This window comes from Halalkalibacter sp. HAAS-P014, from assembly GCF_056619965.1.
On sequence record NZ_JBWQTV010000017.1, the window covers coordinates 234,121 to 259,893 of the forward strand.

Below are 25,773 nucleotides of genomic sequence, written 5' to 3' on the forward strand. Positions count from 1 at the left end.
ATTAATTAAATAAAGCGTTTGCAAAAAATGAAATAATGCCGATGAAATATTCATCGGCATTATGATTAGGAGGGACAAACGATGCTTGAGCGATTCAAGACTGCGTTACCGCCATTAATAATGCTACTATTTGGAGTCATTGTCCTGTTTATGATTCCTCAGCAAATTGGAGGATCGGCTACTATGGCGACAACTAGTCCTCGGCTTTTTCCATATCTGATCGCTATTTCTCTTATTGTGATTAGTGCTTTAACGTTTTTGGCAGATTTAAGAAAAAAACAACCTGATAAAGAGGAGATAGCAGAAGAAGAAGCAATGGATGTTAGTAATAAAGGAGCTATTAAACAAAAAAACAGTCTTTCAGTTGTAATAGGTATGTTTGTTTCATTGTTTATTTGGACGATTGTTTTGCCTCATCTAGGTTTTGTCATTTCTACGTTTCTATTAATGGTTGGATTAATGTTTCTCGTTGGTAATAAAAAAATAATTCAAACCTTGCTTGTATCTCTAGTCTTTACAGGTTTGATCTATTATATAGCAAAAGTAGTTCTCAAGTTATACCTACCAAATGGAATATTTTACTAAAGGAGAGCGCCAATGCTAGAAAATATCTTATTCGGACTTACTCATATATTTCAGTGGCAAAACATGTTATTTATCATTATTGGAGTTATAACCGGGATGTTTATTGGAGGGTTACCTGGTTTAAGTGTAACGATAGCTATAGCACTGTTACTTCCATTCACCTTTGGTATGCCACCAGATGCGGCAATCTTGATGCTCTTAGGGGTTTATTGTTCTGGAGTATACGGTGGATCTATAGCGGCCATTTTGTTGAAAACGCCTGGAACACCGGCATCAGTAGCTACAGCTGTTGATGGTTTTGCTCTTGCTCAACAAGGAAAAGCGGGACGAGCTTTAAATATGTCGCTATATGCGTCGGTATCAGCTGGTGTGCTTAGTGGTCTTGTATTGCTTTTTATCGCTCCACAAATTGCGAGCTTTGCCTTGCGATTTGGACCTCCTGAATATTTCACATTAGCTCTCTTCGGTTTAACCGTTATTGCAGGTGTAAGTGGCAAGCACTTAGGCAAAGGGATCGCTATGGGCTTAGTGGGAATGTTAATTGGAACGATTGGGTTAGATCCAATGACGGGGATAACTAGGTTTACTTTTGACATGGTGTATTTATTATCTGGGATAGCTTTAGTTCCAGCTTTAATTGGACTTTTTGCTTTATCTGAAATTATCAATCAGAGTGGGAAAAGAACAAAGAAGATCGCATCGGGAATTAGTTATGAAAATGAACGTTTTGGTTGGAAGAACCTTGTTGGATTTCGAAAAACCATTCTTAAATCGAGTTTTATCGGGATGATCGTTGGAGCAATTCCCGGAACAGGTGGGGCAATTTCTTCATTTATTTCATATAATGAAGCTCGCCGTGTATCTAAGAAGCCAGAAAGTTTTGGAGAAGGTAGCATGGACGGGGTAGCCGCTTCAGAAGCTGGTAATAATGGTACAACGGGTACTACCTTGATTCCGATGATGACATTAGGGGTTCCTGGTGATGTTGCAACGGCAATCCTTCTCGGTGCTTTGTTAATTCAAGGATTACAGCCTGGTCCACAATTATTCGAAAGTCATTCCGGGCTAGTGTATACGATTATGGTAGGGTTTATTGCCGTCAATATTGTTATGTTCATCATTGCTAAACTTGCTATTCGCTGGTTTGCGAAGATAACGGTAATCCCTTCATCAATCTTGTTTCCGATCGTATTAGTGCTTTGCTTAGTTGGTGCGTATTCATTTGATAATTCTATTAATGCCGTTTGGTTAGCGTTAATCTTTGCCTTAATTGGTTACATTCTTCCTAAGTATGGTTATTCAGTTGTTCCAATGTTAATCGGGATTGTTCTTGGACCATTAGCTGAAAGTTCCTTACGGCAGTCACTTATTATGTCTGAAGGAAGTATGTTCATTTTCTTACAGCGCCCAATTTCGATCATTTTTATTGTATTAATCTGTTTAACCGTCTTTGTGCCACTCATTCGTAAATATGGGGGTAAGAAGGGGATAGGTCAGACAAGATCTATGTAGGTAAAAAATATAATCTCTTTGTATAAGGTAAAGATAAATAAAAGTGAGAAGAAGTATACAGTTCGCTGTACTTCTTCTTTTTGATTATTTTTCAGAATATTTCTAAAAAAGTGGTTATATTTGTCATTACAATATTATATTATTAGAAATAATGAAACGTAAAAATAAACACATACATAATCAAGAACGTATAATCTGCGCTTTATTATGTTTTTATATTTCTGAATAATCAGAAATTGTCGCTTTTTATCATTAAAAGGGGTGATGTAATTTGGAAGTATAGAGATTAGTAATCCTTTCATTTAGTAAACGTACCCGTATATTGAATCCAAATACATGGAGGTGAGACCAAACTCAAGTGTGAGTTTGGAACAATATGAAATTAGCAGAAGGTGTTAAAGTAATCGAGTTAAAAAGCCCTTACATGATATTTACAAAACCGATTTATGTGACAGCTATATGGGATCAGGAGACAGCGATATTATTAGATGCAGGATTGCCTAACCATCTTCCAGAGCTACAAGAAAGTCTAGAAGAAGAGGGGATTTCTATTGAACAGTTAAAAATGTTGATGATTACCCATCACGACATGGATCATACCGGCTGTCTTCCGTTGATAGTAAAGGCCAATCCTGATATCAAAGTTATGGCACATGAAGGAGAAGTTCCGTATATACAAGGTGACAAACCCCTTTTGAAACTTGATAGAGAAGAGTTGACCGAAGAAATGAATGCGCTTTCAAGTGATCAAGTAGAATTGCGAGAGCAAATGAGATACTTTTTGGAAACGCCTTCTACAGGGAAAGTTACTGCTACTGTTGATGATGGCGAGGTACTGCCTTATTGTGGTGGGATTACCGTTATTCATACTCCTGGACATTGCCCAGGGCACCTTTGCTTCTATCATCACGAGAGCAAAACTCTCATAATTGGCGATGCGTTTCGGATGGATGACGGTGGACAATTAATCGGTCCGTATGAAGCTAAAACGCCTGATATAAAAGAAGCTGTTGAATCAATTAAGAAATTAATGAAATATGATATTCATTCCATTGTTTGCTACCACGGGGGAGTTTATCAAAATAATGCAAACGAGGCACTAGCAAATCTATATGATCAACTTGCAAAAGAACACGTGTAAGTATCAAATTCGAAGATGAAAAGGGGAGAATGTAAATTGCGAAAAAACTATTTGTTTATTTTCACGTTAATCCTTGCACTCATTTTATTATCAGCATGTGGATCAACAGATCAAGAAACAACAGCTCCATCACAGGATGAGGCAGATACAGACAGTGCAGAACAAGCAGCTGGAGATCTTACAGACTATGAACAGTTAATTGAAGCAGCAAAAGAGGAAGGAAAAATCACTTATTGGGGGTTGAACCCTACCGATGAAACTCTTGAAATAATGATGGATGCTTTTGAAGAAGATATGGGTTTTCGTATTGAAGTTGAGAAAGTAGGACTTTCGCCTTCTGAAATACCTTCACGTCTTGTTGCAGAAAGTCAAAGTGGAAATTATAGCGTGGATGTATTTTGGGGTGCTGTAGGTGCAATGGAGCCTATTATAGAACGTGACCTTATTTCAGATGTTTACCCATGGGTTGAGGTGTTTGAAGAGCGTTTCCCTACTATTTCTACGTATGTAGATCATGTAATTGACCCGTTAAATGGAAGAGGGTTGGAATATTATCATTTAGTTGATGGATTGGTATACAATACAAATCACGTATCTGAGGATGAACTTCCTAATACTTTTGAAGACCTTCTCGACCCTAGATGGGAAGGGGTTCTTGGAATGAGTTTGCCAGGCTTTCCGTACAATGAGCTTGCCTTTACTTGGGAGCTAGATGAAATTGAAACATTAGTAGAAGGAATCATGGAACAGAATCCACATGTTGAATCTGGTGCTCCTGGTACGGTACAGGCGGTCGCTAGTGGTCAAACACATATTGCACTTGCAGATATTTCAGCTGCCTATGTGGAAATGCAATCAGGTGCACCGATTGACTATAAGCTCTTAGATCCCACACCGGTCCGTCATTCTATGCTATTTGAAGTTGAGGGGGCAAACAACCCAAATGCTGCGAAAGTCTGGATGGCATGGTTTGTAACGGAAGGACGCGAATACTTTACAGAGCGTGAAGGAAGAGACCTTGTTTATCCGGAAGTGGGTACAGCACTAAGCGAGTATATCGAGGAAAACGATGTTGAGCTTGCACTACCGACTACCATAGACCAATATTTTATTGATGCACAACAAGCACAAGATATCGTCACGCAAATGATTCTTGATTAAAAAGCACTATTTACTATCGTTCACAGAATGTGGTTCTCCTAAAACAGTAGGAGAGTCACATTCTCCTAATCTATTTAGAACTTTTCATGATTCATAAGCTTGATGAACGGGGGGGTATAAATTGAAACCAGCCTTAAATAGCAAGATAAACAGTAAATTCAAAAGTATGAAAGAACATAAGAACTTTAATTTCCAGTTTATCTCGATGATTATTGTTTCTATTATAGTGGCGTCTCTATTTTTAATTCCACTTACAACTTTGGTAATCAGCAGCTTCAGGCCAGAAGGGTATTTGCCGTTTGAGTGGGGTGCTGGGTGGACCATTCAAAATTATATAACCGTCTTTCTAAATTCAAGAACTTATTTGCTGTTTCAAGACACGCTTATCTACACTTTTGGTACATTGGCCATTGGGATTACGCTTGCTACAATTCTTGCATGGTTGACAGAACGTACGGATTTACCGTTTACTGGTACAATTTTTACGTTAATGTTTATTTCAATTGGTATCCCACCTATGGTATCGGCTTTGGGCTACGGTCTACTAGTCAATCCATCTAACGGCTATCTTAATCATATTTTAGGGAATATGGGCTTTGAAGGGCTTAGTAACTTTTTAACTGCCTATTCAATGGGAGGTATGATATTTGTTACCGGCTTTGGTATTGTACCTGCGATGTATTTAATGTTGATTACATTAATGAGAAATATGGACTCGAATTTGGAGGAAGCTTCTATTGTAAGTGGTGCAAGTACGGGGCAGACAGTAAGAAGGATTACGGCACCTTTAATTAAACCTGGTATTTTGTCCGTATTTATTTATTTTGTCATTGTAGCGATTGAGCTATTTGATGTTCCACTTCTATTAGGATTGAATGGTGATGTTCGAGTTTTAAGTATGGAAATTTATTTTCAAACCCAAACAAGAGCCGGTTTACCTAATTATGGATTGGCCAGTACGTTTGGTTTAATTACGTTTTTTATCGGGCTTGTGTTTGTGATAATGTACATGTTTGCCACAAAAAGTGTGGAGAAGTTCCAGACTGTTAGTGGGAAAGCATTTAAAACGAAAAAACATAACCTTGGCTTCTGGAAATGGCCTCTTGTTGGATTCGTTACTATTTTCATGGCAATTAATGTTTTCATTCCATTACTCGTTATTATTTGGTCGAGTCTTCTCCCTTATTATCAAATGTTTTCATTTGAAGCAATGCGTGAGTTGTCACTTCAAACCTATTCAGAAGTAATTAATCATAATCGCTTTCCATTAATGGTAAGAAATACACTACTTATGTTGATACTTGCTCCTACAATTACAGCTGTTATTGCACTAATGATATCTTGGTTATCTACTAGATCCAAAATACGGGGAGCCCGAATATTGGATGCAGTTGCGTTTATTATGAAAGCCTTCCCATCAGTCCTTGTAGCGATTGCCGTTCTATTATTTTTCATTGGCACTCCTCTTTATGGAACAATATGGATCATTATTGTCGCGTATCCAATGCGATATATTCCTTATTGTTGCCGTCTGTTTTCATCTGCTTTGATGCAGATCAATAAGGAACTTGAAGAAACCTCTTTGGTTCATGGAGGGAATCACTTTGATAATCTCAGAAGGGTTGTGGCCCCAATCATCTTCCCGGCCATTATGACAGGTTGGTTATATGTGGCAACACATGTTACAAGAGATTTGACATTCCCTGTATTCTTGGCTTCGGGTTCAAATGTTGTTATTGGTTCATTGTTCTTTGAATACTGGATTGATAACAGAACTTCTCATGCTTCAGCAGTCTCTGTTTTAATTGTGATATTAATTACGTTCATGGTTATTCCGATGAGGAAATTGATGACAAAAACAAATTCATTTTAGAGAGGCAGGTTGAGTAATTTTGACAATGTTACGTGTGGAAAATCTGAAAAAGGAATTTGTTGAACATGATGGTAATAATGTTAAAGCGATTGATAATGTCAGCTTTGAAATAAAAAAAGGGGAAATTTTCACGTTATTAGGGCCTTCAGGTTGTGGGAAAACGACTACATTACGGACTCTTGCTGGTTTGGAACGGCCCGACAGTGGTGTCATTAGCTTAGGTGGAATGGATGTTTTTAATGGGGCGAACAATACATTTATCCCTCCAAACAAACGAAATATCGGAATGGTATTTCAATCTTATGCGATCTGGCCACATATGACAGTGTTTGAAAACGTGGCCTACCCAATGCGAGTTTCGAAGCTAAAAAAATATAAAAATGCAGAAATAAAAGAGAAAGTAATGGAAGTTCTCGAAAAAGTACACCTGTCCGGATACGGTGAACGTTCGGCTACACAGTTAAGTGGAGGCCAACAACAACGGTTAGCGATTGCTAGGGCATTGTTAACGGAACCTGAATTAATCTTACTTGATGAGCCATTAAGTAATTTGGATGCCAAGCTAAGAGAATTTATGCGCTTTGAACTTAAGTCCCTTCAGCGCGAACTAGGAATCACGATGGTATATGTGACCCATGATCAAGTCGAAGCCTTAGCTCTATCAAATGAAATAGCGGTTATCAATAAAGGGAAAATCGTTCAACAAGGTGATCCACTAACGATTTATAATGAGCCTAAAACTGAATTTGTTGCCGATTTCATAGGGACAACAAATTTAATAAAAGGAGTTTCGGTCAAAGAATGTTCTCCTGGTCAAATTGGTGCAGCCGAAACAGATCAAGGGCTGATTTCCTCTTTGCCTGTTAGAGTGATTAATGCAAATGAGAATGTTGTCGTATCAATTAGGCCTGAGGATATTGATTTAATATCGGTAGCCGATGTAAACCGTCAAACTTCTGAGGACGACACTAAAAACTATTTAACTGGTAAAGTGTTAAACAAAGTATTTACTGGTGAAGTGATTGATTATATTATCCTGATTGAAAATTATGAAATGAGGGTTAAAACACATCAAGAGCAAAATTTTGACCTAAATGCAGAAGTTGCTTTAAGTTTCAGGAAGGAGAGGTGTAGGACGATACCAGTTTAATAGCATCATAATAAGAGAGGTTCTAGAACTCTTTTAAATCGAGTGTAGGTAAGTAACGGGAGATAAATTTTCAAAATCACAGGCAGAGTGTCTGTGATTTTCTCTGTTCTGAAGAAGAATAACTTAGTGCTACTTAATCAGAAATTAAAATCAATTCAACTTTCGAGGAAGTGCAACGGAAATTGGCACCGATACTAAGGAAATGGAAAGAGCTTTATCAGAGTTTGCTGCGATTATCCAACAATCATCCGCTTCTTTAGAAGAAGTGTCGGCTACTATTCATAATCGCTCAGAGGGGAATATGCTGCTAAATGAAGCTATTCAAGATACGAATGGTGCACTTAAAAAGTTAACGATAGAGGAGTAGTCTTTTTGTGTTAAAAGCTGTGTCTATTCAGCTTAGGGATTTTAAAATAATTAACTAAAATTAAAAATTTCTGAAAAATCATTTGACCTTTGGTATAACAATATTATAATATGTACTTATAACATCTTACGTACTATAAAACGTCATTAGCAATGGTAGGCAATCATTCTTATGACACAGTTCGTACCAAGAACCTCCTGAATTCTGATTAGATAGAAAATTATAAAAAACATGTTGATCTTTGGTATAACAATATTATAATATGTATTTAGAGAGTTAGAGGTTGTTAACATTGGTGGCCCTTAAGGAAAGCGTTTACAACGAAATTACAGTATTCTAGTAAAGTGGTGTACACCCATTTTAAAAGGTGTTTATAATTCCATTTTTTTAAAGAGTAAGACGAAGAGTTATTCATGATAGGAGGTTTTTTACTATGCAAGGTAAAGTTGAAGAGAAAAAATCAGACGTTGTTCGGACGGTTCTTGGGCCGGTGTCAGCTCAAGACTTAGGTGTTGTACTTATACATGAAGTTCTTCTTTCTGTGGTTCCAGGTGCAGAGTTTGCCCCAGAGATTAACATGGATAAGAGTGAAATTTTCGAAACGTTAAAACGTCAGCTAACGGACTTCCGTCGAGTGGGTGGAAATACAATTGTCGATCGAAGTGGGATGTTCCATGGTCGTGACGTGGAACTTTACAGAACACTTTCAAGAGCGACAGGGGTGCATATTGTAGCGTCAACAGGATTAGGACCAGAGTCGAATTTGAGTGGCTACTTCCTAACACCACAGAAGCAACCACCTGTACCTTGGCCAGCAGAGCAATTCTCAGGATTGTTCACAAAAGAGGTGACAGAAGGGATTGTTATCCCACGAGTTGAGCGTTCAAGTTCAGCAGGGCTAGTTACATCGATGGCTGATCAAAGTGGTACTACGGAAATTGAATCGAATCTGTTTAGAGGTTCTGCACAAACAGCTCGTGCAACAGGGGTAGCGGTATCGGTACAGTACGGAGCAGATGCTGTAAATGATTTAGAAATTCTGTTAGGTGAAGGCATTGAGCCTAACCGTGTCATCATCGGTGGACTTGATCGTATAGATGCTGTTCGTCGAAAAGAAGCGTTGGCTGTAGCAGGTCGTGGTGCCTATGTGGCATTAGATCATGTTGGTTGGTCTACAAGCGAAGGGTACGTAAATGATGAAGATCGTGCGAAGTTAGTAGCAGAGCTCTTGGCAGAAGGTTTTGGTGATCGTGTACTACTATCGAGCAATGCTGTTGGTGTTGCAAAAGGCCACGAGGCAAAGGATCTTGGATTTGATCATTTATTAACTAGTTTTGTGCCATCTTTACGAAAAGCTGGCGTAACGGACGAACAAATTCGTCAACTATTACAAGAGAATCCACAACGTGTGCTTACACTGGATCCTTCAGCAGAGCAAAAAATTACTGGTTGGAACTTTGATTGGGACAATTTATTCCATTCTGTTAATAGATAGCAAGTTAGGTAGACTGTGAAACTTCTAAAAGAGAAAAGTCAAGGTGAGGAGTGAATAGAAAATGGGTAAAGTAAATACCGTTTTAGGCCCAATTCCGACAGAAGATTTAGGAATTACAGCATTACATGAACATATTGGTTTCGGACTGCCAGGATGTGACTTAGATACACAGTGGTGGAAGAAACCAGAAGAAGCGTTTGACGTTACATTACAAAAGCTACGTCGTTTCCGTGAACATGGTGGTAGAACATTCGTTGATTGTACAGGGATTGGTAATGGACGCGATGTCGAGTATTTCCAAGTGCTTTCACGTAGAACGGGTGTACATATAGTCGCTGTTACAGGCTTCGTAGCTGGTGATTCGGCTCTACCATATTTCCGTAATAAATCAATTGAATATCTTACAAATTTATTCGTTCATGAAATTACGGTTGGCATCGAAGGAACAGATGCAAAAGCTGGCGCTGTTAAAGTGGGTGTTAGTCGTGGTGGAAAGCTCAGTGAACTGGATAAACGCATTTATACAGCCGGTGCACGTGCTGCAGTAAAAACAGGTGTGCCAATTATTACACACTTGTCAACGGATGCAGATACTGCTATTGAAATATTTGAAAAAGAAGGTCTTCCTTTAGAACGCGTACTAATGGGGCATGCCGATGTTGGTCAAGATGCTGATGAAGAACGTGATTCGAAGATTGCTCGCCTAGGAGGCTACGTTGGATTCGATACAATCGGCTATGACACTGAAATGGAAGACTCGCCGTATTGGTCACGCCCTCGCCGAGAACGTGTTGAGCATTTCCTTCGTTTCTTGAGTAAAGAAGGCCATTTAGAACGCGCTGTTATTTCAGCTGATGCCAATTGTTGTGCGTTAGGCTGGCCGGGATTAAAAGGACATTCGGTCAATTATCTGTTTGAAGAGTTTTTACCGGACCTTCGCAAAGCGGGCGTTGGTGAAGAAGTATTTGAGCAACTTTTAGTACACACTCCAGCGAATTTCCTAACAATGAGAGACCCTCGTTAATTTTTGAAAATGGAAGCGTTTCGAAAAGGGATAAAAGTGCGTGTCGGCACTAATCTAGTTGCCGACCGATCCTTTTCATATCCTGCTAGCATTGATTGGGATAACGTGACCTGATGTAATTTCGAGATATGGTTTTACGACATGAACAGGAGGTTAAGAAGATGAGTATTAAAGGAAAGGCTTATATTGCTGGGGCATTTGAACATCCAACGCGCAAGGCTCCTGATAAATCGGTTGCCACGATCCATGCTGAATGTGCAAAAGGTGCACTAGAGGATGCTGGACTTTCGTTTGAAGATGTAGATGGCTACTTCTGTGCTGGTGATGCACCAGGTGGCGTTCTATCAATGGTTGATTATTTAGGTCTTAACGTACGCCATGTTGATGGTACAGATATAGGCGGTTCTTCTTACATTGCTCACGTGTCACATGCTGCTCAGGCAATAGCAGCGGGAAAATGTAATGTGGCGTTGATCACAATGGGAGGACGTCCACGCTCAGAAGGTAGAAGCGGTGTCAAACAGAAGGTAGTTGGCGCAAATGTTCCAGACGTACCATTTGAACTCCCTTTTGGACCGACAGCCGTTAATGAATATGCGATGGCTGCAATGCGTCATATGCATGAATTTAAAACGACGAGTGAACAGCTTGCATGGATTAAAGTTGCAGCTTCACATCATGCTCAATATAATCCGAACGCCATGCTACGTGATGTAGTGACAGTTCAGGATGTACTTGAGTCCCCTATGATTGCCGATCCACTTCACAGGTTGGATTGCTGTGTAGTAAGTGATGGTGGAGGTGCTTTAGTCGTAGTAAGTCCTGAGATTGCTAAGAGTCTAAAACGCCCACTTGTTCGAGTAATGGGAGCTGGTGAATCACCTAAAGGATTATTAGGTGGGAAAGTTGATCTTACTTATTCTGGAGCGAAATGGTCGGGAGCTGCTGCTTTCGCTGAAGCTGGCGTTACGCCTCAAGATATTAAGTACGCTTCTATTTATGATAGTTTCACAATCACTGTATTGATGCAGCTTGAGGATTTAGGTTTTTGTGAGAAGGGCGAAGGTGGTAAGTTCGTCGCTGATGGAAACTTAATTTCAGGAGTTGGGAAGCTTCCAGTCAATACAGATGGTGGAGGTTTGAATAACAATCATCCAGCGAGCCGAGGTGGGATCGTTAAGGTGCTTGAAGCTGTGCGTCAATTACGTGGTGAGGCACAATCACAGGTGCAAGTGAACAATTGTGATATTGCACTAGTTCATGGTACTGGCGGTGGGTTAGCAAGTCGCCACGGTAGTGCAACTCTTATCTTGGAGAGGGTGTAAATCATGGGAACAATGTATCAATCTAGAACGATGACCATCCCTGAAGTTCATCCAGAACACAAGGAGTATTGGGATGCTGCTGCAGAGGGAAACCTCCTAGTAAAAAAATGTGATTCTTGCGGGGAGTATCATTATTATCCACGTGTGTTATGCCCGTACTGCATGAGCGACAAAACAAGTTGGGTGCAAGCAAAAGGTACTGGCAGCATTTATACATACAGTGTAATGCGCCGAGGGACCCCGTATGCAATTGCTTTTGTAGAGCTCGATGAAGGTCCAAGAATGATGACAAATATTGTTGATTGTGACCTAGATACAGTGCGTATCGGCCAAAAAGTAAAAGTGGTATTTAAACAAAGTGGCGAACAAGATAATCCAGGTCCTTTTATACCTTGTTTCACACCGGTTGAAGAGGAATAAGGCCTAAAACATACTATCACTTAGATGATGAAGTCGTAATAACAGAATCTACTAAACAATGAATCGAGATATATATTTTTAGTGGGGCTAAGAAGAGGAGCGAATTGAAATGAGAATCATGAAGGACGTAAAAATTCCTATGCGTGATGGAGTGCATATCGCTTGTGATATCTACCTTCCTGATGGAGTAGAAAAAGTACCGGCATTACTAGCTATCAGTCCATACGGTAAAGAACTGCAAGCGCAAGCGCTAACGTTACCACCACAAGCACGTCCAAGTCATCTTTGGAACGGAGCGATTGAAGCAGGTGACATTCGCGAAGTAGTATCACGAGGGTATGCTCATATTATCGCAGATGTTCGAGGTACAGGTGCTTCTGAAGGAGAAATGTGTGGAAACTATAACTCTGGTGGTCATGGAGACGGAAAAGATATCTATGACATCGTGGAATGGCTGGCTGAGCAAGATTGGTGTGACGGAAATCTCGGCATGATCGGTATCTCTTACTTTGCATCTGTTCAAATTTTAGGTGCAGCTGAGAAGCCACCACATTTAAAAGCTATCTTTGCGAATGGTGGACACTTTGACCTATATGAACTTTGCTATCATGGCGGGATTATGTGGCTAATGCCTCGTGCTTCTCGTGAAGGACGTGGAGGCGATAGCGGTAACGCATTCAATAACGTAGCAAGTAAAAGTTCAAAAGTATTCTCTCCAGAGGAGCTTAAGGAAAAAACACAAGAACGCCTAAACGATCCAGATATCGCGCATTGGTCAGACTTTGTTCACCTTTTACATTATCAAGACCGTCACGAACTGTGGATGGATTACTTATTAAATCCACTAGATGGAAAATTCTGGCAAGAAAATAGTGCGATCCAAGTAGCTCATAAAGTAGACATCCCAGCTTATTTCCAAGCGAAATGGGGACGTGGATGGAATGTTGAAGGCACAATTGAAGCTTTCCATAAAGTATCAGGCGTGAAAAAACTTGATATTCAAGCACTTCCACCAATGTTGGAGCGCCCATTCCATGAAAACCATGACGAGATGTTTCGCTGGTATGATTACTGGCTAAAAGGCATTGACAACGGAATTATGGACGAACCGGCTGTACAGTTCTCTGTAGAAGGTTCTCATAAATGGCGCAAAGAAGATCACTGGCCGTTGCCATATGAAGAAAAGAAAGAGTTCTACTTACGTCCTCGCCACAAAATTAGCGAGAAACCAGAACCTTTAACGGCTGAATATGCACATCCAGATGGCTTCTACCAAGCTCCATTAACTGTAACAACAACATCAGAAACCATTAAGTGGACGAGTGATAAATTTAGAGAACCTGTTGAAATGACAGGTACCGGAGCATTGTACCTATATGCTGAGATCGATACAGACGATACAAACTTCATTGCGAAGCTTTATGAGGTTGACCCAAGTGGTAAACGTACGTTAATGACGTCGGGTTACTTAAAGGCATCGCATCGTGAGCTTAATGAAGAAAAATCAACATACGGTGAACCGTGGCACCCACATAACCGTGTCGTACCAGTAACACCAGGTGAAATTAACGAGTATGCGATTCGTATGTATCCGTTCTCATTCTTAATTAAACCAGGACATCGGATTGAATTAGATCTAGCGTGTAACGAACCACTTGATGGAGAAGATGCAAAGCTATTACCACCAGATAGTTATCACTTGCCAAGTGGGCGTGCGACAATGCACAAAATCTATCGGGATGCTGATCATCAATCACGCTTAGTTCTTCCAGTTATTCCGAAACAACATGACGTTACAAACTAGATTTTACCACGTGTAAAGAACAATCTGTAGTGCCTCCTTCTTATAGAGAAGAAGGAGGTATGGTAACAAAATGGATTATAGGAGTGAACAACATGACAAATGCAGTTCGTGTTATTCCGATTGAATGTAAATTTGGTCCAATCTCTGCATTTGCCTATTATGTCGATGCACCAGAGCCAGTAATAATCGATACGGGTGTGAATATCTCAGCAGCTCAAGACATCGAGCCAACATTAGCTGAACATGGTATTCAAATGGAAGATATTCGTTGGATTTTACTGACACATGGTCATGTCGATCATCTCGGTGGCGCTTATCAAGTATGGGAAAAGACAGGAAGAAACGCCAAAGTGGTCATTCCAAAAAAAGAAGCAAGACTGTTGCGCGACCGGAATGAACATATTGTTGATTACAAGGCGCTGCAAGGCAAATACATTACTGATCCAGCAATTCAAGAAAAACATATCAAGATGTTAACAACAGATATTGGTGACAGTATTGAACCAGATATGGAAGTAGTAGAAGGTGATTCTATCCACCTTGGTGGTGATATTTCACTTAAGGTAATTGAAACGCCGGGTCATTCAATTGGTTCTGTTACATTTTTGTTAGATGAGTTAGGTTGGGCTTTTGCTGCCGATGCCGTTCAGATGTACGGTGGGGCAAGTGGATTACCAACGATTGAAAACGCAACGCTCTATCGTAAAAGTGTAAAACGCTTGTTAGAAGACATTCGCCCACAACGGTTATATCTAGGACATCCGTTTCGCAATCGCAATGGCGAGATGCAAAGTGCACAAATTGAAAGTGAGCAAGTAACAGAATTGTTACAAGCAAGTCTAGATATGGATACCAAATTGAGTGAATTAGTAAAGCGTCACATCGAAAATGGACTTCCTGCAAATCAACATGAATTGTATGGACCATTTGCTGGGATTGCAGAGGAATTAGGTTACACAGGCGATCCACGTAATATGCCTTGTGCGTTCTTTGTTACGATAAATGGCTATAAAGAAGAACTTATTAAATGAGAGGAGGAAACTGATCATGATCGAAAAAAAGTTTGAAAATTCAGCACAGGCAGTAGCAGACATGAAAGATGGAGCAACATTGCTTGTTGGAGGTTTTGGAGGAAGTGGATTGCCGTCACATCTTGTTGCAGCTCTCGTCGAACAAGGAGCAAAGGATTTAACGGTTGTCTCAAATAACATTGGTGCAGTTAGCGACGGTGTTGCAGCACTTATTAGCAATAATCAAGTTCGAAAGATTATTTGTTCTTTCCCTGTCGGCCCACATGCTGACGATTTGATAGAGCGTCTAAATAAAGGCGTAATCGAATTGGAAATTGCTCCTCAAGGAACTTTAGCAGAGCGTATCCGTGCAGGTGGTGCGGGAATCCCGGCTTTCTATACGCCAACTGGAGTAAATACGGAACTTGGGGAAGGGAAGGAAACGTGTGATTTCGATGGCCGTACCCACATTTTAGAAAAGGCAATTAAAGGTGATTATGCATTTATTAAGGCAGATCGTGCTGACCGTTGGGGTAATCTGACTTACCGTAAAACACAGCGTAACTTTAATCCGGTGATGGCAACAGCAGCAAACATTACGATTGCTGAAGTTAGTGAATTCGTAGAACTTGGGGAGATTGAACCAGAGAATGTAATAACTCCTAGTGTTTACGTCGATCGCTTACTATTAGTTGAACCACATCTTAGAAAAGAGGTGTTAGCAAATGGATAAGGAAGTAAAGGAAATTGTTGGTTGGAAAAAGCCTGAGTTAGCTGCTCGAGTGGCACAGGATTTAGAAGATGGATGGTTTGTTAATCTAGGTATTGGTTTACCGACACTTGTAGCCGATTACATTCCTGAAGGACGTGAAATCATCCTTCATAGTGAGAATGGCCTTCTTGGATTAGGACCAAAACCTGAGCCAGGTCAAGAGGATCCGGATCTTGTCAATGCAGGTAAGGAGCCGATTACGTTGAAGCCAGGTGGATCTTATTTCTCACAATCAGATTCATTTGCGATGATTCGTGGTGGACATCTTGATGCAACGGTTCTTGGTGCATTTCAAGTTTCTATGGAAGGTGATCTAGCTAGTTGGAAGCTCCCTAACGCTACTCTTGGGCGAGTAGGAGGGGCAATGGATCTTACGGTTGGTAGTAAGCGTGTCTTCCTTTGTATGCAGCATATAACCAATAAGGGAGAAGCGAAAATCGTTGAGAAGTGTTCATTTCCTTTGACGGCAACTCGTTGTGTTGACCGTATTTATACAGACCTTGCAGTAATTGATGTAACAGATAGTGGTCTTGTTGTTCGTGAGCTCGCTCCTGGTGTTGATTTTGAATACGTACAGGAACGCACGGCAGCCCCACTTCAAAAGAGCGAATCTTTAACAGTTAAGTAGACCTAGACCTTAGGAGATAGATGAAAATGATTAAACAAATACAGACGATTGATCGCAATTCTTCCGTTCCTCTTTATAAACAGATCAAGGAGATTCTGATTGAAGAGCTGCGGACTAACAATGACGGTCCGCTACGTCCTATCAGTACGGAGGAGGAGCTTGTGCGCCGGTTTCATGTAAGCCGTGCGCCTGTGCGTCAGGCGTTAAAGGAGCTGGCTAATGAGGGGTATGTCTACAGGGAGCGAGCGAAAGGCACTTTTCCTGTACGCGATCTTCCTGTGCGTCCCCCGGGACTGAAGCTTGGTGGGCTTGTCGGTTACCTTCGTGAACAGGGCATGGAGTGCGACTCACGAGTCTTAGACGTTGGTCACGTTCAACCTCCGATAAAAGTTCGCTCAATCCTTGGTTTAAAACCAAATGACAAAGTATTGAAAGTCTCTCGACTGATCCTCGTAAAGGAAAAGCCACTTGTATGGACACAAAATTACTTATGTGTTCCACGAGACTTTCAACCTGACACAGAGGAACTCGAGATGGCTGAAAGTGTCTTCCTGCTTCTCGAACGCGACCAGGGAATTTCTCTATCCCGAGGTGAGCACCACATTTGGGCAACTGGCGCAAATCGTGAAGAAGCAGAGACTTTATGTATCAATGTCGAAGACCCAGTTTTAATTGAAGAAACAAAGATGTTTACCCGAAGTGACCTTCTCATCGGTTGGAGACGTGCTGTCCATATTGCTGATGACTACAAGTATTCTTTTACAATGAATCGATGAGGGGGAAACTTCCCTTTTGAAGAGAGTGTATGGAGAGTAAATTAACCAAATGTGACTATAAAATTCTGAAACTTGACGCTAGTAAAAGTTATTACCTAATTCGCAATTATAGATTTCATTAAATGTGAGCGTACACAAATGAAAGGGGATGTTATTAATGGGAGTAAATGGTAAAAACAAGGCTGATTTAAGAGTTGCTATTATTGGGGGAGGTATTGCAGGTACATCTACTGCAAACGCATTAAAAGCAAGAGGGATCCATGCAGATGTGTACGAACAATCATCTGAATTTACTGAGGTAGGGGCAGGAATTGGTCTGCGTCCACCAAGTGTAAACTGCTTTAAGACGTGGGGATTATATGAAGATTTGGAAAAGGTAACGGCACTTAGTGACACGATGGAAATTATCCAGGGAGATGACCAATTATTAATTAGAGAAACGTGGCCAGTACTAACTGATGACAAAACAGAAGCTTATGCTCGTTTAATTCATCGTGCAGATTTATTAGATACATTGGTAGCGCCTCTTTCACAAGATCAGCTTCACCTAAATCATTGTTTAAGTGAAATAAAGGATCATGGTGATTATGCAGAAGTAACGTTTACAAACGGTAAAAAAATTGAAGCTGATATCGTCATTGCAGCTGATGGTATTCGTTCCCCAATTCGAACGCAAGTATTGGGAAATAATCATGACCCTATTTATTCTGGTTATTTAGCACATCGTGCATTAATTCCTTACAAAGATGCACATGGCATGGCAAAAGAAAACATCTTGCGTATTTTCGTAGACGGTGATAATTCATTTTACTTATTGCCACTAGAGCATCGCGATCAAGTTTCTGTAGATATTACAGTTCCTGGTGAATTTGCCCTTCGTCCAGAATTAACTAAAGAAGAAATCATGGAAAGCATTACTGGCTTTGGCCCTACGCTACAAAAGATTGTTGAGAACATTCCTTTAGAAGACATTGTCTCTCGTCCTTTAGCTGACATCGAACCAATGACTAAGTGGAGCACAAATACTGTAACACTTGTCGGAGATGCTGCTCATGCGATGCTTCACAATCAAGGTCAAGGCGCAAACATGGCGATCCAAGATGGAGAAGCATTAGCAGTAGAAATTGCTAACGCAATCGAAGGGACTATTACAATAGGCGAAGCATTGAAAAACTATGAAGAGCAACGTAAACCAATTACAAAGCTTTATCAAGACTTATCTCGTCTATTCCCAACTGATCAAGCTGAAACCGCTTTCCCTGAAAAAGCACACTTTGAATCAGCTCGTTAAGTTTTGGGCTTAAGCTTATAGATTCTATAGGGTAGGCTGATTATGAAAATAACGAATCAGCCTAACCTATCAAAAAGTTCTCATTAAAATAGATAGGAAATTCAATCTAGTTAAAAATGAATGAAATATTGGAGGTTCTTATAAATGCCAGTACATCCCGAGATAAAAAAGATTTTGGATTCGATTCCTGCTTCTGACGCTACACTAAAAATCAACCCAGTAGAATATAGAAAAATGCATGATGCACCCGTTTTACCGGTTGAAAAACGCGTACAAGTACATTCTGTGGAAGAAAGAACGATCCAAACTCCTGAAGCAGAAATTCCTGTCAGAATTTATACGCCAGGAGAAGGCGATTCTTATCCGGTTCTTATGTATTTCCACGGTGGTGCATTTTTCTCAGGAACGTTAGAAAGTCATGATGAAATAGTACGACCAATATGTATGGAGTCCGGTTATAAAGTCATTTCTGTTGGCTATCGTCTTGCGCCTGAACACCCATATCCTGCTGCATTAGAAGATTGTTACAACGTAACAAAATGGGCAACAGAAAATCAAGATGAGTTGAAGTGGGACGGAAAGAACCTAGCTGTTGCAGGAGATAGTTCTGGTGGTAATTTAGTAGCGGCTGTTTCTCTAATGGCACGTGATAAAAAGGAATTTACGATCACGAAGCAAGTATTACTCTATCCATCACTAGACCTTGATTTCGATGAAGCTCGTTACCCATCCTTAACAGAAAATGCGAAGGGGTACTTTGTAGAAACAGATGCGCTACCTGAATTTAATTCTTTCTATTTATCTGGAGGAGCAGATGTTAAGAACCCACTTGTTTCACCGATTAAAGAAGAGAATTTAGAAAATCTTCCAGCAGCATTTGTGATGACAACAGAATTCGATCCAATGCGAGATGAAGGAGAGGTATTTGCTGAGAATTTAAGAAAATGTGGCGTGCCTGTTGAAACAAAGCGATATGAAGGTGTTACTCATGGCTTCTTAGGTAAATTCACTCATCTAGACGAATACAAAGACGTTTACCAACGCATTGGTGCTTTCTTAAAAAAATAATAGATTGATAGTAAAAGGGACTCACATAAGGATCAAGCGAACCAAAGCTTGATGCCTTATGTGACAGTAACTACTGAGAGAGTATAGCCTGTTCTCTCGTATTCTTTACTCAATTAACGAAAGCGTTTGCATAAAATTTTCCATTTCTTGCTCAAAACGAAGGTAGAAATTCTATTGAAAGAGACCGAGTCTGATGGGGAGAATTTTCTGAACTTCATTTACTGAAAATAATCTATATTAATAGTTTTCTGTTTTTTTGTTGCTGTTATCTGCGACAAAAATTATATAGTTCAAAATAATGATAAAAAAGGGGTTGTATTTATGAAAAGAACACTAAAAGCACTACTATTTTGTATCTTGATGTTAGGATTAATCGCTTGCTCCTCTAATACGAGTGAGCCGTCTGGTACTTCAGGTGGAGAAGCTTCTGAAGGATCGGAAGAAAAAGAGACATTTACGTTAGTAACCAATACGCATCTTCCTCCTGAAGTTCCTCTTGCGAAAGCTTGGGATGCTTACTTAGACGAAATTGAGGAAAGAAGTGAAGGACAAATCGTATTTGACCGTTATTACAATGGTGCGTTATCAGATGGATTCGATATTCTTGATTCGATTAATAATGGCGTAGTTGACGTAGCAATGGTTATTACAGCATGGCAACCAGGAAATGTTCCATTGAACTCTGTTAGTACGATTCCTGGTATTTACGATCATTCATGGACAGCAGTTAGTGCATTAAATAAATTGCAACAAGAGATTCCAGAGCTAAATGAAGAATTAGAAGGTTTGGGAGTGGTGAACATTGGAAACTTCTCAGGACCACCACAATATATCGTTTCAACTGAGCCGGTTGCTAGTTTTGATGATTTACCGGGGTTAGAAATTTTAACGCTATCACAATCAGAAGCTGCGATTTCAGGTGAACTTGGAATGACACCAGTAGGGATGAGTATTTTAGATGCCTATGATGCGCTAACAAGAGGAATTGTCGATAGTATCACATTAAATATTGAAGGTGCGATGAACTTTGGACTTACAGAAACAGCTAAGCATGCATGGAAATTACCAGTTGGAACACTTCCTGGTATGTATGTCATCAATCAAGGCATTTGGAATGATCTACCTGAGGATCTTCAAGAAATGATTCAAGAAGTAAAAGAAGACGTACAGCCTGAATTGTTTAATACCTATTACCAAATTCCTTTAGAAGAAAGTGAAGAGAAATTTATTGCTGATGGCGGAACGATTACAGAACCGACAGAAGAGGAAATGGCTCAATATATGGAAGAGGTCCTAACGCCAGTTGTGTTTGAGGCATGGATCGAAGAGCAAGAAGGTAGAGGTTTGCCAGGAGACAAGACGTTAAATACGTTTAAAGAACTGGTAGAAAAATTTGAAGCAGAAAATCCACACATTAATTAATCATTAATGCTAAAGGTAAATCAGGTTGACTGATTTACCTTTGGCCAATTTATATATAAAGGGAGCGGTGTTCATGAATTCTCTGCTTATTAGGATAAATTCCTTTTATAAAAAAATAGAGTTTACATTTATATTAATTAGTGGGTTTTTAGTATTTTTTACCATGTTCTTGATTGTAGCCAATATCCTAATGAGAAATTTCTTCGGGCAGCCAATAGTCGGAACCTATGAAATTGTCGTTAACCTTTTTGCAGCCATCGTCGCTTTTGGGTTTGCTTATGTACAAGGAGAAAGGGAAAATATTAGCGTTGAAGTGGCCGTACAATCATTACCAAAAAAAATCTTGAGATTCATTGAGTTGTTTGGTTATGTAATCGGTTTAGTAGGGATCGGGATTATCGTTTGGCAAAGTGGTTTGCAAGCGTGGGATGCTTTTGTTAAGCAAGCCTATCAAGCCAATAGTCTTTTGCGTCTTCCATTATGGCCAGCAAAGACAGTTGTATCGTTAGGAATGTTGTTACTTTTTATTAGACTGTGTATTGATATCCTCCTATTACTATTTAATACCCAGACTAATACGAAAAAAGAAGATGATGATAGTGTTGAATTTTTATAGTTGGTTTGTTGAAAGGAGGAGATAGGGATGAATTTGGATCCACAAGTTATCGGAATACTAGGGCTCATTCTAATGGTTATCCTTGTCTTTTTAAAGGTCCCAGTAGGATTTGTTATGATCATTGTCGGTTTTATCGGGTTTGCTCTTATAAGAGGGACAACACCTGCTTTTAATATTATGGGGAATACGTTTTTTGAGACTCTTACAGATTATAATTTTACGGCGATACCGATGTTTATTTTAATGGGGTTTCTTGCCTATCATTGTGGGATTGTGAATCAGTTGTTTAATGCTGCAAATAAATGGGTTGGTCATCTTCCTGGAGGAATGGCACAGGTAACCGTTGTCGGTGGAGCGGGGTTTGGGGCTGTTTCTGGGTCAGGACCAGCATCAACAGCAACCTTATCAAGGATTGCCTATCCAGAAATGGTTAAAGCTGGAGTGGATAAAAAGCTAGCGTTTGGAGTTATTGCTTCAGTTGGTCCTTTAGCGGTATTGATTCCACCAAGTATATTAATGATTATTTTTGCAATTATTACACAGCAATCGATTGGTAAATTACTGATTGGGGGTCTATTACCTGGATTAACGGCAGCTCTAGTTTATATGGTTTTAGTGTATATTTTGGTGAAAAGAAATCCAGGGATTGCGCCAGCACAAGAGAAAGTTCCGTTTAGTGAGAAGGTTAAATCATTAAAAGGGGTAACACCGTTTTTACTTTTAGTAGCTGCAATACTTGCAGGATTGTACACAGGTTTTTTTACACCAACTGAAGCAGGGGCTGCCGGTGCCTTTATCGTTTTTATCATGGTGTTAGTGACAAGAGGATTCAAATGGGAAATTATACGAGATAGCATGGTTCAAACAATGAAGACAACTTGTATGATCTTTATCTTAATTGGTGGGACGTTCATTTTCAGTTATTTTCTGTCTATTTCTACGATCCCAACAAAATTCTCTCAATTTCTAGTTTCGTTACCAGTCGAACCGATTGTGATCCTTTTAGGTGTCATTGTTATGTACCTCATACTTGGAATGTTTATTGACATGGTTTCAGCAATGTTCTTAACCCTGCCAATTATTTTTCCAGCTGTTATTTCTTTGGGGTATGACCCAATATGGTTTGGAGTTCTAATTGTATTCCTTGTGGAAGTAGCGCTTGTAACTCCTCCATTTGGTTTGAGTTTATTTATTCTTAAAGGAACCGTACCTGGAAGTGATCTTAGAGATATTTATAAAGGAGCAATTCCGTTCGTTCTAGCAGACTTTGTTATTATCGCTATATTCATATTGTTCCCACAAATCATTACGTTCTTACCGTCATTGATGGGATAAGTAGTAGAATTCGTCCCACCAATTTTAGAGGAGGTAAAATATGAGAAATCAAAATAAACCAGATCAACCAAATATTTTATTTATTACGTGTGATCATCTCAGAGCAGACTTATTAGGTTGTGCAGGGCATTCTGCGATTCAGACGCCACATATTAATAGACTTGCAGAAAATGGGGTGAGATTCACGCAAGCTTATTCCCCGGCACCTGTTTGTATTCCAGCAAGGGCATCGATTATGACAGGGAGGGAAGGAGACACTTTAGGCATAAAAGAATACCGAGCAGGTTTTGAACTTCCTGTACAAGAAACCTTGCCAAAACAGCTTCGTGATGTAGGGTACCAAACAAAAGTAGTGGGCAAAATGCACGTTTATCCGGAAAGGTGCCATTATGGATTCGAAGAGATGCTTTTGTGTGAGGAAGGACGGTTACTCGGTGCCGATAGTGGAGAAAACAGAGGGTATGATGATTACGAACTATGGTTAGCTGAACAAGGGTACCCAGGCAAAGCATTTGCACATGGATTGTCGATGAACGAATATGCTGTGACTCCTTGGCATTTACCTGATCATCTACATCCTACAGAATGGATCGCCGAACAGTCTTGTAAACAAATTAAAAGACGTGACTGGACGAGGCCGTTATTTTTATGGACATCATTTACAGCTCCACATCCACCATTAACACCGTTAATGAACGATCTGTATGTGTATGAAAATGAAGAAATACCCGACTCTCCTATTGGTGATTGGGCAGAAAGCCACCCAGCCAACCACCAAATGGGTTTATCGTTTGGAAAGAACCTGACAAAAAATCAAATTGAATTGGCAAAGCGCGCTTTTTATGCATCGGTTACTCATATTGATAGACAGATTAATAGAATTATTGGAACCTTGGCAGAAGAGGGAATGTTAGATAATACTTGGATTGTTTTTACAGCCGATCATGGCGACAATTTGGGAGATCATAACCTCTGGCAAAAATTTAATTTTCTACAAGGCTCTTGTAATATCCCATTAATCATTACACCTCCATTTCAAGGAGATCGTCGTCTAGGCGATGAGTGGGAACCAAATAGCACGAATGATGCAGTTGTCGGTTTGCAGGATCTATTGCCAACACTTGTTGAGATCGGTAACGGTACGATTCCAGATGGAGTTGACGGAAGCAGTCTACTTCCCCTTATGAAAGAGCAATCTAAGACGGTTCGGGATGTGATTTTAGGAGAACTTGGCAGAGATGGACATCGCTCTCTCATGGTAACGGACGGAAAATGGAAGTATATCTGGTATGAAGAAGACGGCTATGAATTGTTGTTTCATATTCAAGATGATCCAAATGAAATTCACAACTTAGCTGAGAAGGAAATCGAAAAAAGAACAGAGTACCGGAACAAACTAGTTACGATCTTATCTTTACGAGAACAAGATCCTGCTATTGAAAATAAGGAGTTAAAAGCAAAGGCTCCAGGAAAAAGAGCTGTTAAAGGCAAGCGTCGTCCGATGAATTCGTTTATGGCTTATGAAAGCCCAATTGGACATCATTAGGTTAGGAGTTGCACTGCCCTATTCAATGGATAGAGGCAGTGCAATTTCTATCCTCCATACAAAACGGTTGCAAACCAATAATAATAAGGGATCCCTATAATTAAGTTAAACGGCAAAGTTAAACCTAAAGAGGATCCAATGTAAATGCCTGAGTTAGCACTGGGCATCGATTGTTCCACAGCAGCAGGTGCCGCGATATAGGAGGCACTTCCCGTTAAAAAGCCAAGTACAACGGCACCGCCTAATGATAGACCGAGCATACTTCCAGCTAGAACTCCGAGCGTTCCTCCAATGACGGGTAAAATAAATGAAAACAGTAAAGAAGTGATCTTGAAATTTTCGATATTACGTATGCTTTGCGTAGCAACCATACCCATGTGAAGCAAAAAGATACATAAAATACCGTAAAACAACTCACCAAAGAAGGGGCTAATTTGAACTAACCCATCCATATGGCCAACCAAACCGATAAAAATACCACCTAAAAGCAAGAAAATACTTTTCCCAAAAAATGCTTCCTTCACAACATGCTTATAATTAATAGAAGTATTGTCAGTGCCACCGTTCTTTTGTTTGTAAATATTATAGAAAATGATTGCTAAGATAATAGCAGGGCCTTCCATAATAACTAGAACAGCTGACATGTATGGCTCATAGTAAATCATTGTTTTATCTAAGAAAGCAATACCTGCTATAAAAGTAACAGCACTTACCGAACCATAATGGGCAGAAATGGCTAACGCATTTGTAACGGAATAGTGAAATAAAAACCGTACAAGAAGGAATGCCACGAAAAACATGAAGATGCTCAAAAAAATAGCGGTAATAATAGTTGGAACCATATCGATTAGTTGAACATCTCGAAGCTCTGTCCCACCTTTTATCCCAATCGTTAAGAGAATAATCATTGTATAACCAGTATATACAGCTTCAGGAACCTTTAAATCTGAATTGACGAGTACAGCGATAATTCCAATAATGAAAAACAGAATCATTGGCGACAATAAATTTGTATAGGCAATATCATAAATCAGCTCCACCTTACTCACCCCGCATATCCTTATCTTCCCTTAAATTTGGCTATTTATTAATCATCTTTGTTAATGGAAGTCTGTTTTATAATGATTATTGCTATTATAAAGTTTATTCGTAGTAAATACGGAGATGACTGGAGCCTTAAAGGAGTCAAAGAGAGGGACTGGAACCCTGAAACAAGAGGAAGAGGAAAACGAAGACGTCAGAGAGAGGGACTGGAACCCTGAAACAAGAGGAAGAGGAAAACGAAGATGTCAGAGAGAGAGGCTGGAGCCCTGAAACAAGAAAAAGAGGAAAATGGAATGTCAACACTAAACTGGACAAAAATTATAAGGTCTGTTGCTTGAATTCGACTGGTGTTAAATAGCCTAGTGTTCCGTGAATTCGAATGTTATTGAACCAATGAACATAATCATC

At 39.8% G+C, this 25,773-nt stretch carries 24 protein-coding genes; 22 read left to right on the forward strand and 2 right to left on the reverse strand.

Annotation, left to right across the window (positions count from 1 at the left end):
• Window positions 1–81 precede the first annotated feature (81 nt).
• The 22 genes from AC1FXZ_RS15320 (at window position 82) to AC1FXZ_RS15425 (ending at window position 24,321) form a co-directional block, all read left to right on the forward strand.
• On the forward strand, window positions 82–585 hold the full coding sequence (locus tag AC1FXZ_RS15320) for a tripartite tricarboxylate transporter TctB family protein (protein WP_480055159.1): 504 nt from the start codon (window positions 82–84) through the stop codon (window positions 583–585).
• Window positions 586–597: 12 nt separating this feature from the next.
• Window positions 598–2,097 (forward strand): tripartite tricarboxylate transporter permease, encoded by a 1,500-nt coding sequence (locus AC1FXZ_RS15325; RefSeq protein ID WP_480055161.1) that lies wholly within the window; start codon window positions 598–600, stop codon window positions 2,095–2,097.
• A gap of 376 nt (window positions 2,098–2,473) precedes the next feature.
• Window positions 2,474–3,238: an MBL fold metallo-hydrolase gene (locus tag AC1FXZ_RS15330; protein ID WP_480055163.1), complete on the forward strand. Its 765-nt coding sequence runs from the start codon at window positions 2,474–2,476 to the stop codon at window positions 3,236–3,238.
• 36 nt (window positions 3,239–3,274) lie between these two features.
• On the forward strand, window positions 3,275–4,399 hold the full coding sequence (locus tag AC1FXZ_RS15335; protein WP_480055165.1) for an ABC transporter substrate-binding protein: 1,125 nt from the start codon (window positions 3,275–3,277) through the stop codon (window positions 4,397–4,399).
• Window positions 4,400–4,520: 121 nt separating this feature from the next.
• Window positions 4,521–6,272 carry an ABC transporter permease gene (locus tag AC1FXZ_RS15340; protein ID WP_480055167.1) on the forward strand — a complete coding sequence of 584 codons (1,752 nt, stop codon included), beginning with the start codon at window positions 4,521–4,523 and terminating at the stop codon, window positions 6,270–6,272.
• A 25-nt stretch (window positions 6,273–6,297) separates the two neighbouring features.
• Complete coding sequence (locus tag AC1FXZ_RS15345; protein WP_480055219.1) at window positions 6,298–7,422, forward strand: ABC transporter ATP-binding protein; 1,125 nt, start codon at window positions 6,298–6,300, stop codon at window positions 7,420–7,422.
• A gap of 202 nt (window positions 7,423–7,624) precedes the next feature.
• Window positions 7,625–7,789, forward strand: coding sequence for a hypothetical protein (locus tag AC1FXZ_RS15350; RefSeq protein WP_480055169.1), 165 nt, complete (start codon window positions 7,625–7,627; stop codon window positions 7,787–7,789).
• 433 nt (window positions 7,790–8,222) lie between these two features.
• Window positions 8,223–9,284: a phosphotriesterase family protein gene (locus tag AC1FXZ_RS15355; RefSeq protein WP_480055171.1), complete on the forward strand. Its 1,062-nt coding sequence runs from the start codon at window positions 8,223–8,225 to the stop codon at window positions 9,282–9,284.
• A 61-nt stretch (window positions 9,285–9,345) separates the two neighbouring features.
• The gene (locus tag AC1FXZ_RS15360) at window positions 9,346–10,308 is read left to right on the forward strand and encodes a phosphotriesterase family protein (protein ID WP_480055173.1); all 963 of its coding nucleotides are present in this window, start codon (window positions 9,346–9,348) and stop codon (window positions 10,306–10,308) included.
• Between the two features lie 161 nt (window positions 10,309–10,469).
• Window positions 10,470–11,633, forward strand: coding sequence for a thiolase domain-containing protein (locus AC1FXZ_RS15365; protein ID WP_480055175.1), 1,164 nt, complete (start codon window positions 10,470–10,472; stop codon window positions 11,631–11,633).
• A 3-nt stretch (window positions 11,634–11,636) separates the two neighbouring features.
• The gene (locus AC1FXZ_RS15370; RefSeq protein WP_480055177.1) at window positions 11,637–12,053 is read left to right on the forward strand and encodes a Zn-ribbon domain-containing OB-fold protein; all 417 of its coding nucleotides are present in this window, start codon (window positions 11,637–11,639) and stop codon (window positions 12,051–12,053) included.
• Between the two features lie 109 nt (window positions 12,054–12,162).
• On the forward strand, window positions 12,163–13,857 hold the full coding sequence (locus AC1FXZ_RS15375) for a CocE/NonD family hydrolase (RefSeq protein WP_480055179.1): 1,695 nt from the start codon (window positions 12,163–12,165) through the stop codon (window positions 13,855–13,857).
• A gap of 92 nt (window positions 13,858–13,949) precedes the next feature.
• Complete coding sequence (locus tag AC1FXZ_RS15380) at window positions 13,950–14,888, forward strand: MBL fold metallo-hydrolase (protein WP_480055181.1); 939 nt, start codon at window positions 13,950–13,952, stop codon at window positions 14,886–14,888.
• Between the two features lie 16 nt (window positions 14,889–14,904).
• On the forward strand, window positions 14,905–15,600 hold the full coding sequence (locus tag AC1FXZ_RS15385) for a 3-oxoacid CoA-transferase subunit A (protein WP_480055183.1): 696 nt from the start codon (window positions 14,905–14,907) through the stop codon (window positions 15,598–15,600).
• Window positions 15,593–16,267, forward strand: a complete 675-nt coding sequence (locus AC1FXZ_RS15390; RefSeq protein ID WP_480055185.1) for a 3-oxoacid CoA-transferase subunit B — start codon at window positions 15,593–15,595, stop codon at window positions 16,265–16,267. The genes AC1FXZ_RS15385 and AC1FXZ_RS15390 overlap by 8 nt, the downstream gene beginning before the upstream one ends.
• Window positions 16,268–16,293: 26 nt before the next feature.
• Complete coding sequence (locus AC1FXZ_RS15395; RefSeq protein WP_480055187.1) at window positions 16,294–17,043, forward strand: GntR family transcriptional regulator; 750 nt, start codon at window positions 16,294–16,296, stop codon at window positions 17,041–17,043.
• A gap of 157 nt (window positions 17,044–17,200) precedes the next feature.
• Window positions 17,201–18,334: an FAD-dependent oxidoreductase gene (locus tag AC1FXZ_RS15400; RefSeq protein ID WP_480055189.1), complete on the forward strand. Its 1,134-nt coding sequence runs from the start codon at window positions 17,201–17,203 to the stop codon at window positions 18,332–18,334.
• A 144-nt stretch (window positions 18,335–18,478) separates the two neighbouring features.
• A complete protein-coding gene (locus AC1FXZ_RS15405; protein ID WP_480055191.1) occupies window positions 18,479–19,402 on the forward strand; it encodes an alpha/beta hydrolase in 924 nt (307 codons plus the stop codon).
• Between the two features lie 321 nt (window positions 19,403–19,723).
• On the forward strand, window positions 19,724–20,824 hold the full coding sequence (dctP, locus tag AC1FXZ_RS15410) for a TRAP transporter substrate-binding protein DctP (RefSeq protein ID WP_480055193.1): 1,101 nt from the start codon (window positions 19,724–19,726) through the stop codon (window positions 20,822–20,824).
• Window positions 20,825–20,897: 73 nt separating this feature from the next.
• A complete protein-coding gene (locus tag AC1FXZ_RS15415) occupies window positions 20,898–21,440 on the forward strand; it encodes a TRAP transporter small permease (protein ID WP_480055195.1) in 543 nt (180 codons plus the stop codon).
• Between the two features lie 27 nt (window positions 21,441–21,467).
• Window positions 21,468–22,775 (forward strand): TRAP transporter large permease, encoded by a 1,308-nt coding sequence (locus AC1FXZ_RS15420; protein ID WP_480055197.1) that lies wholly within the window; start codon window positions 21,468–21,470, stop codon window positions 22,773–22,775.
• Window positions 22,776–22,815: 40 nt separating this feature from the next.
• A complete protein-coding gene (locus AC1FXZ_RS15425) occupies window positions 22,816–24,321 on the forward strand; it encodes a sulfatase-like hydrolase/transferase (protein ID WP_480055199.1) in 1,506 nt (501 codons plus the stop codon).
• Between the two features lie 47 nt (window positions 24,322–24,368).
• Here AC1FXZ_RS15425 and AC1FXZ_RS15430 read toward each other — a convergent pair whose 3' ends face one another.
• Together AC1FXZ_RS15430 and AC1FXZ_RS15435 are read right to left on the reverse strand one after the other, a co-directional pair.
• On the reverse strand, window positions 24,369–25,370 hold the full coding sequence (locus AC1FXZ_RS15430) for a sodium-dependent bicarbonate transport family permease (RefSeq protein ID WP_480055201.1): 1,002 nt from the start codon (window positions 25,368–25,370) through the stop codon (window positions 24,369–24,371).
• Between the two features lie 313 nt (window positions 25,371–25,683).
• Window positions 25,684–25,773, reverse strand: a 90-nt coding sequence (locus AC1FXZ_RS15435; RefSeq protein WP_480050685.1) for an IS3 family transposase, incomplete at its 5' end; no start/stop codon positions are given.

What these genes read in the sequence shown, in the direction of transcription:
- AC1FXZ_RS15385 (WP_480055183.1), top strand. Translation starts at nt 14,905, where the DNA reads ATGATCGAAAAAAAGTTTGAAAATTCAGCACAGGCAGTAGCAGACATG.
- AC1FXZ_RS15355 (WP_480055171.1), top strand. Translation starts at nt 8,223, where the DNA reads ATGCAAGGTAAAGTTGAAGAGAAAAAATCAGACGTTGTTCGGACGGTT.
- AC1FXZ_RS15405 (WP_480055191.1), top strand. Translation starts at nt 18,479, where the DNA reads ATGCCAGTACATCCCGAGATAAAAAAGATTTTGGATTCGATTCCTGCT.
- AC1FXZ_RS15380 (WP_480055181.1), top strand. Translation starts at nt 13,950, where the DNA reads ATGACAAATGCAGTTCGTGTTATTCCGATTGAATGTAAATTTGGTCCA.
- AC1FXZ_RS15425 (WP_480055199.1), top strand. Translation starts at nt 22,816, where the DNA reads ATGAGAAATCAAAATAAACCAGATCAACCAAATATTTTATTTATTACG.
- AC1FXZ_RS15420 (WP_480055197.1), top strand. Translation starts at nt 21,468, where the DNA reads ATGAATTTGGATCCACAAGTTATCGGAATACTAGGGCTCATTCTAATG.
- AC1FXZ_RS15365 (WP_480055175.1), top strand. Translation starts at nt 10,470, where the DNA reads ATGAGTATTAAAGGAAAGGCTTATATTGCTGGGGCATTTGAACATCCA.
- AC1FXZ_RS15345 (WP_480055219.1), top strand. Translation starts at nt 6,298, where the DNA reads ATGTTACGTGTGGAAAATCTGAAAAAGGAATTTGTTGAACATGATGGT.
- AC1FXZ_RS15370 (WP_480055177.1), top strand. Translation starts at nt 11,637, where the DNA reads ATGGGAACAATGTATCAATCTAGAACGATGACCATCCCTGAAGTTCAT.
- AC1FXZ_RS15400 (WP_480055189.1), top strand. Translation starts at nt 17,201, where the DNA reads ATGGGAGTAAATGGTAAAAACAAGGCTGATTTAAGAGTTGCTATTATT.
- AC1FXZ_RS15395 (WP_480055187.1), top strand. Translation starts at nt 16,294, where the DNA reads ATGATTAAACAAATACAGACGATTGATCGCAATTCTTCCGTTCCTCTT.
- AC1FXZ_RS15330 (WP_480055163.1), top strand. Translation starts at nt 2,474, where the DNA reads ATGAAATTAGCAGAAGGTGTTAAAGTAATCGAGTTAAAAAGCCCTTAC.
- AC1FXZ_RS15360 (WP_480055173.1), top strand. Translation starts at nt 9,346, where the DNA reads ATGGGTAAAGTAAATACCGTTTTAGGCCCAATTCCGACAGAAGATTTA.
- AC1FXZ_RS15375 (WP_480055179.1), top strand. Translation starts at nt 12,163, where the DNA reads ATGAGAATCATGAAGGACGTAAAAATTCCTATGCGTGATGGAGTGCAT.
- dctP (WP_480055193.1), top strand. Translation starts at nt 19,724, where the DNA reads ATGAAAAGAACACTAAAAGCACTACTATTTTGTATCTTGATGTTAGGA.
- AC1FXZ_RS15350 (WP_480055169.1), top strand. Translation starts at nt 7,625, where the DNA reads ATGGAAAGAGCTTTATCAGAGTTTGCTGCGATTATCCAACAATCATCC.
- AC1FXZ_RS15320 (WP_480055159.1), top strand. Translation starts at nt 82, where the DNA reads ATGCTTGAGCGATTCAAGACTGCGTTACCGCCATTAATAATGCTACTA.
- AC1FXZ_RS15415 (WP_480055195.1), top strand. Translation starts at nt 20,898, where the DNA reads ATGAATTCTCTGCTTATTAGGATAAATTCCTTTTATAAAAAAATAGAG.
- AC1FXZ_RS15325 (WP_480055161.1), top strand. Translation starts at nt 598, where the DNA reads ATGCTAGAAAATATCTTATTCGGACTTACTCATATATTTCAGTGGCAA.
- AC1FXZ_RS15390 (WP_480055185.1), top strand. Translation starts at nt 15,593, where the DNA reads ATGGATAAGGAAGTAAAGGAAATTGTTGGTTGGAAAAAGCCTGAGTTA.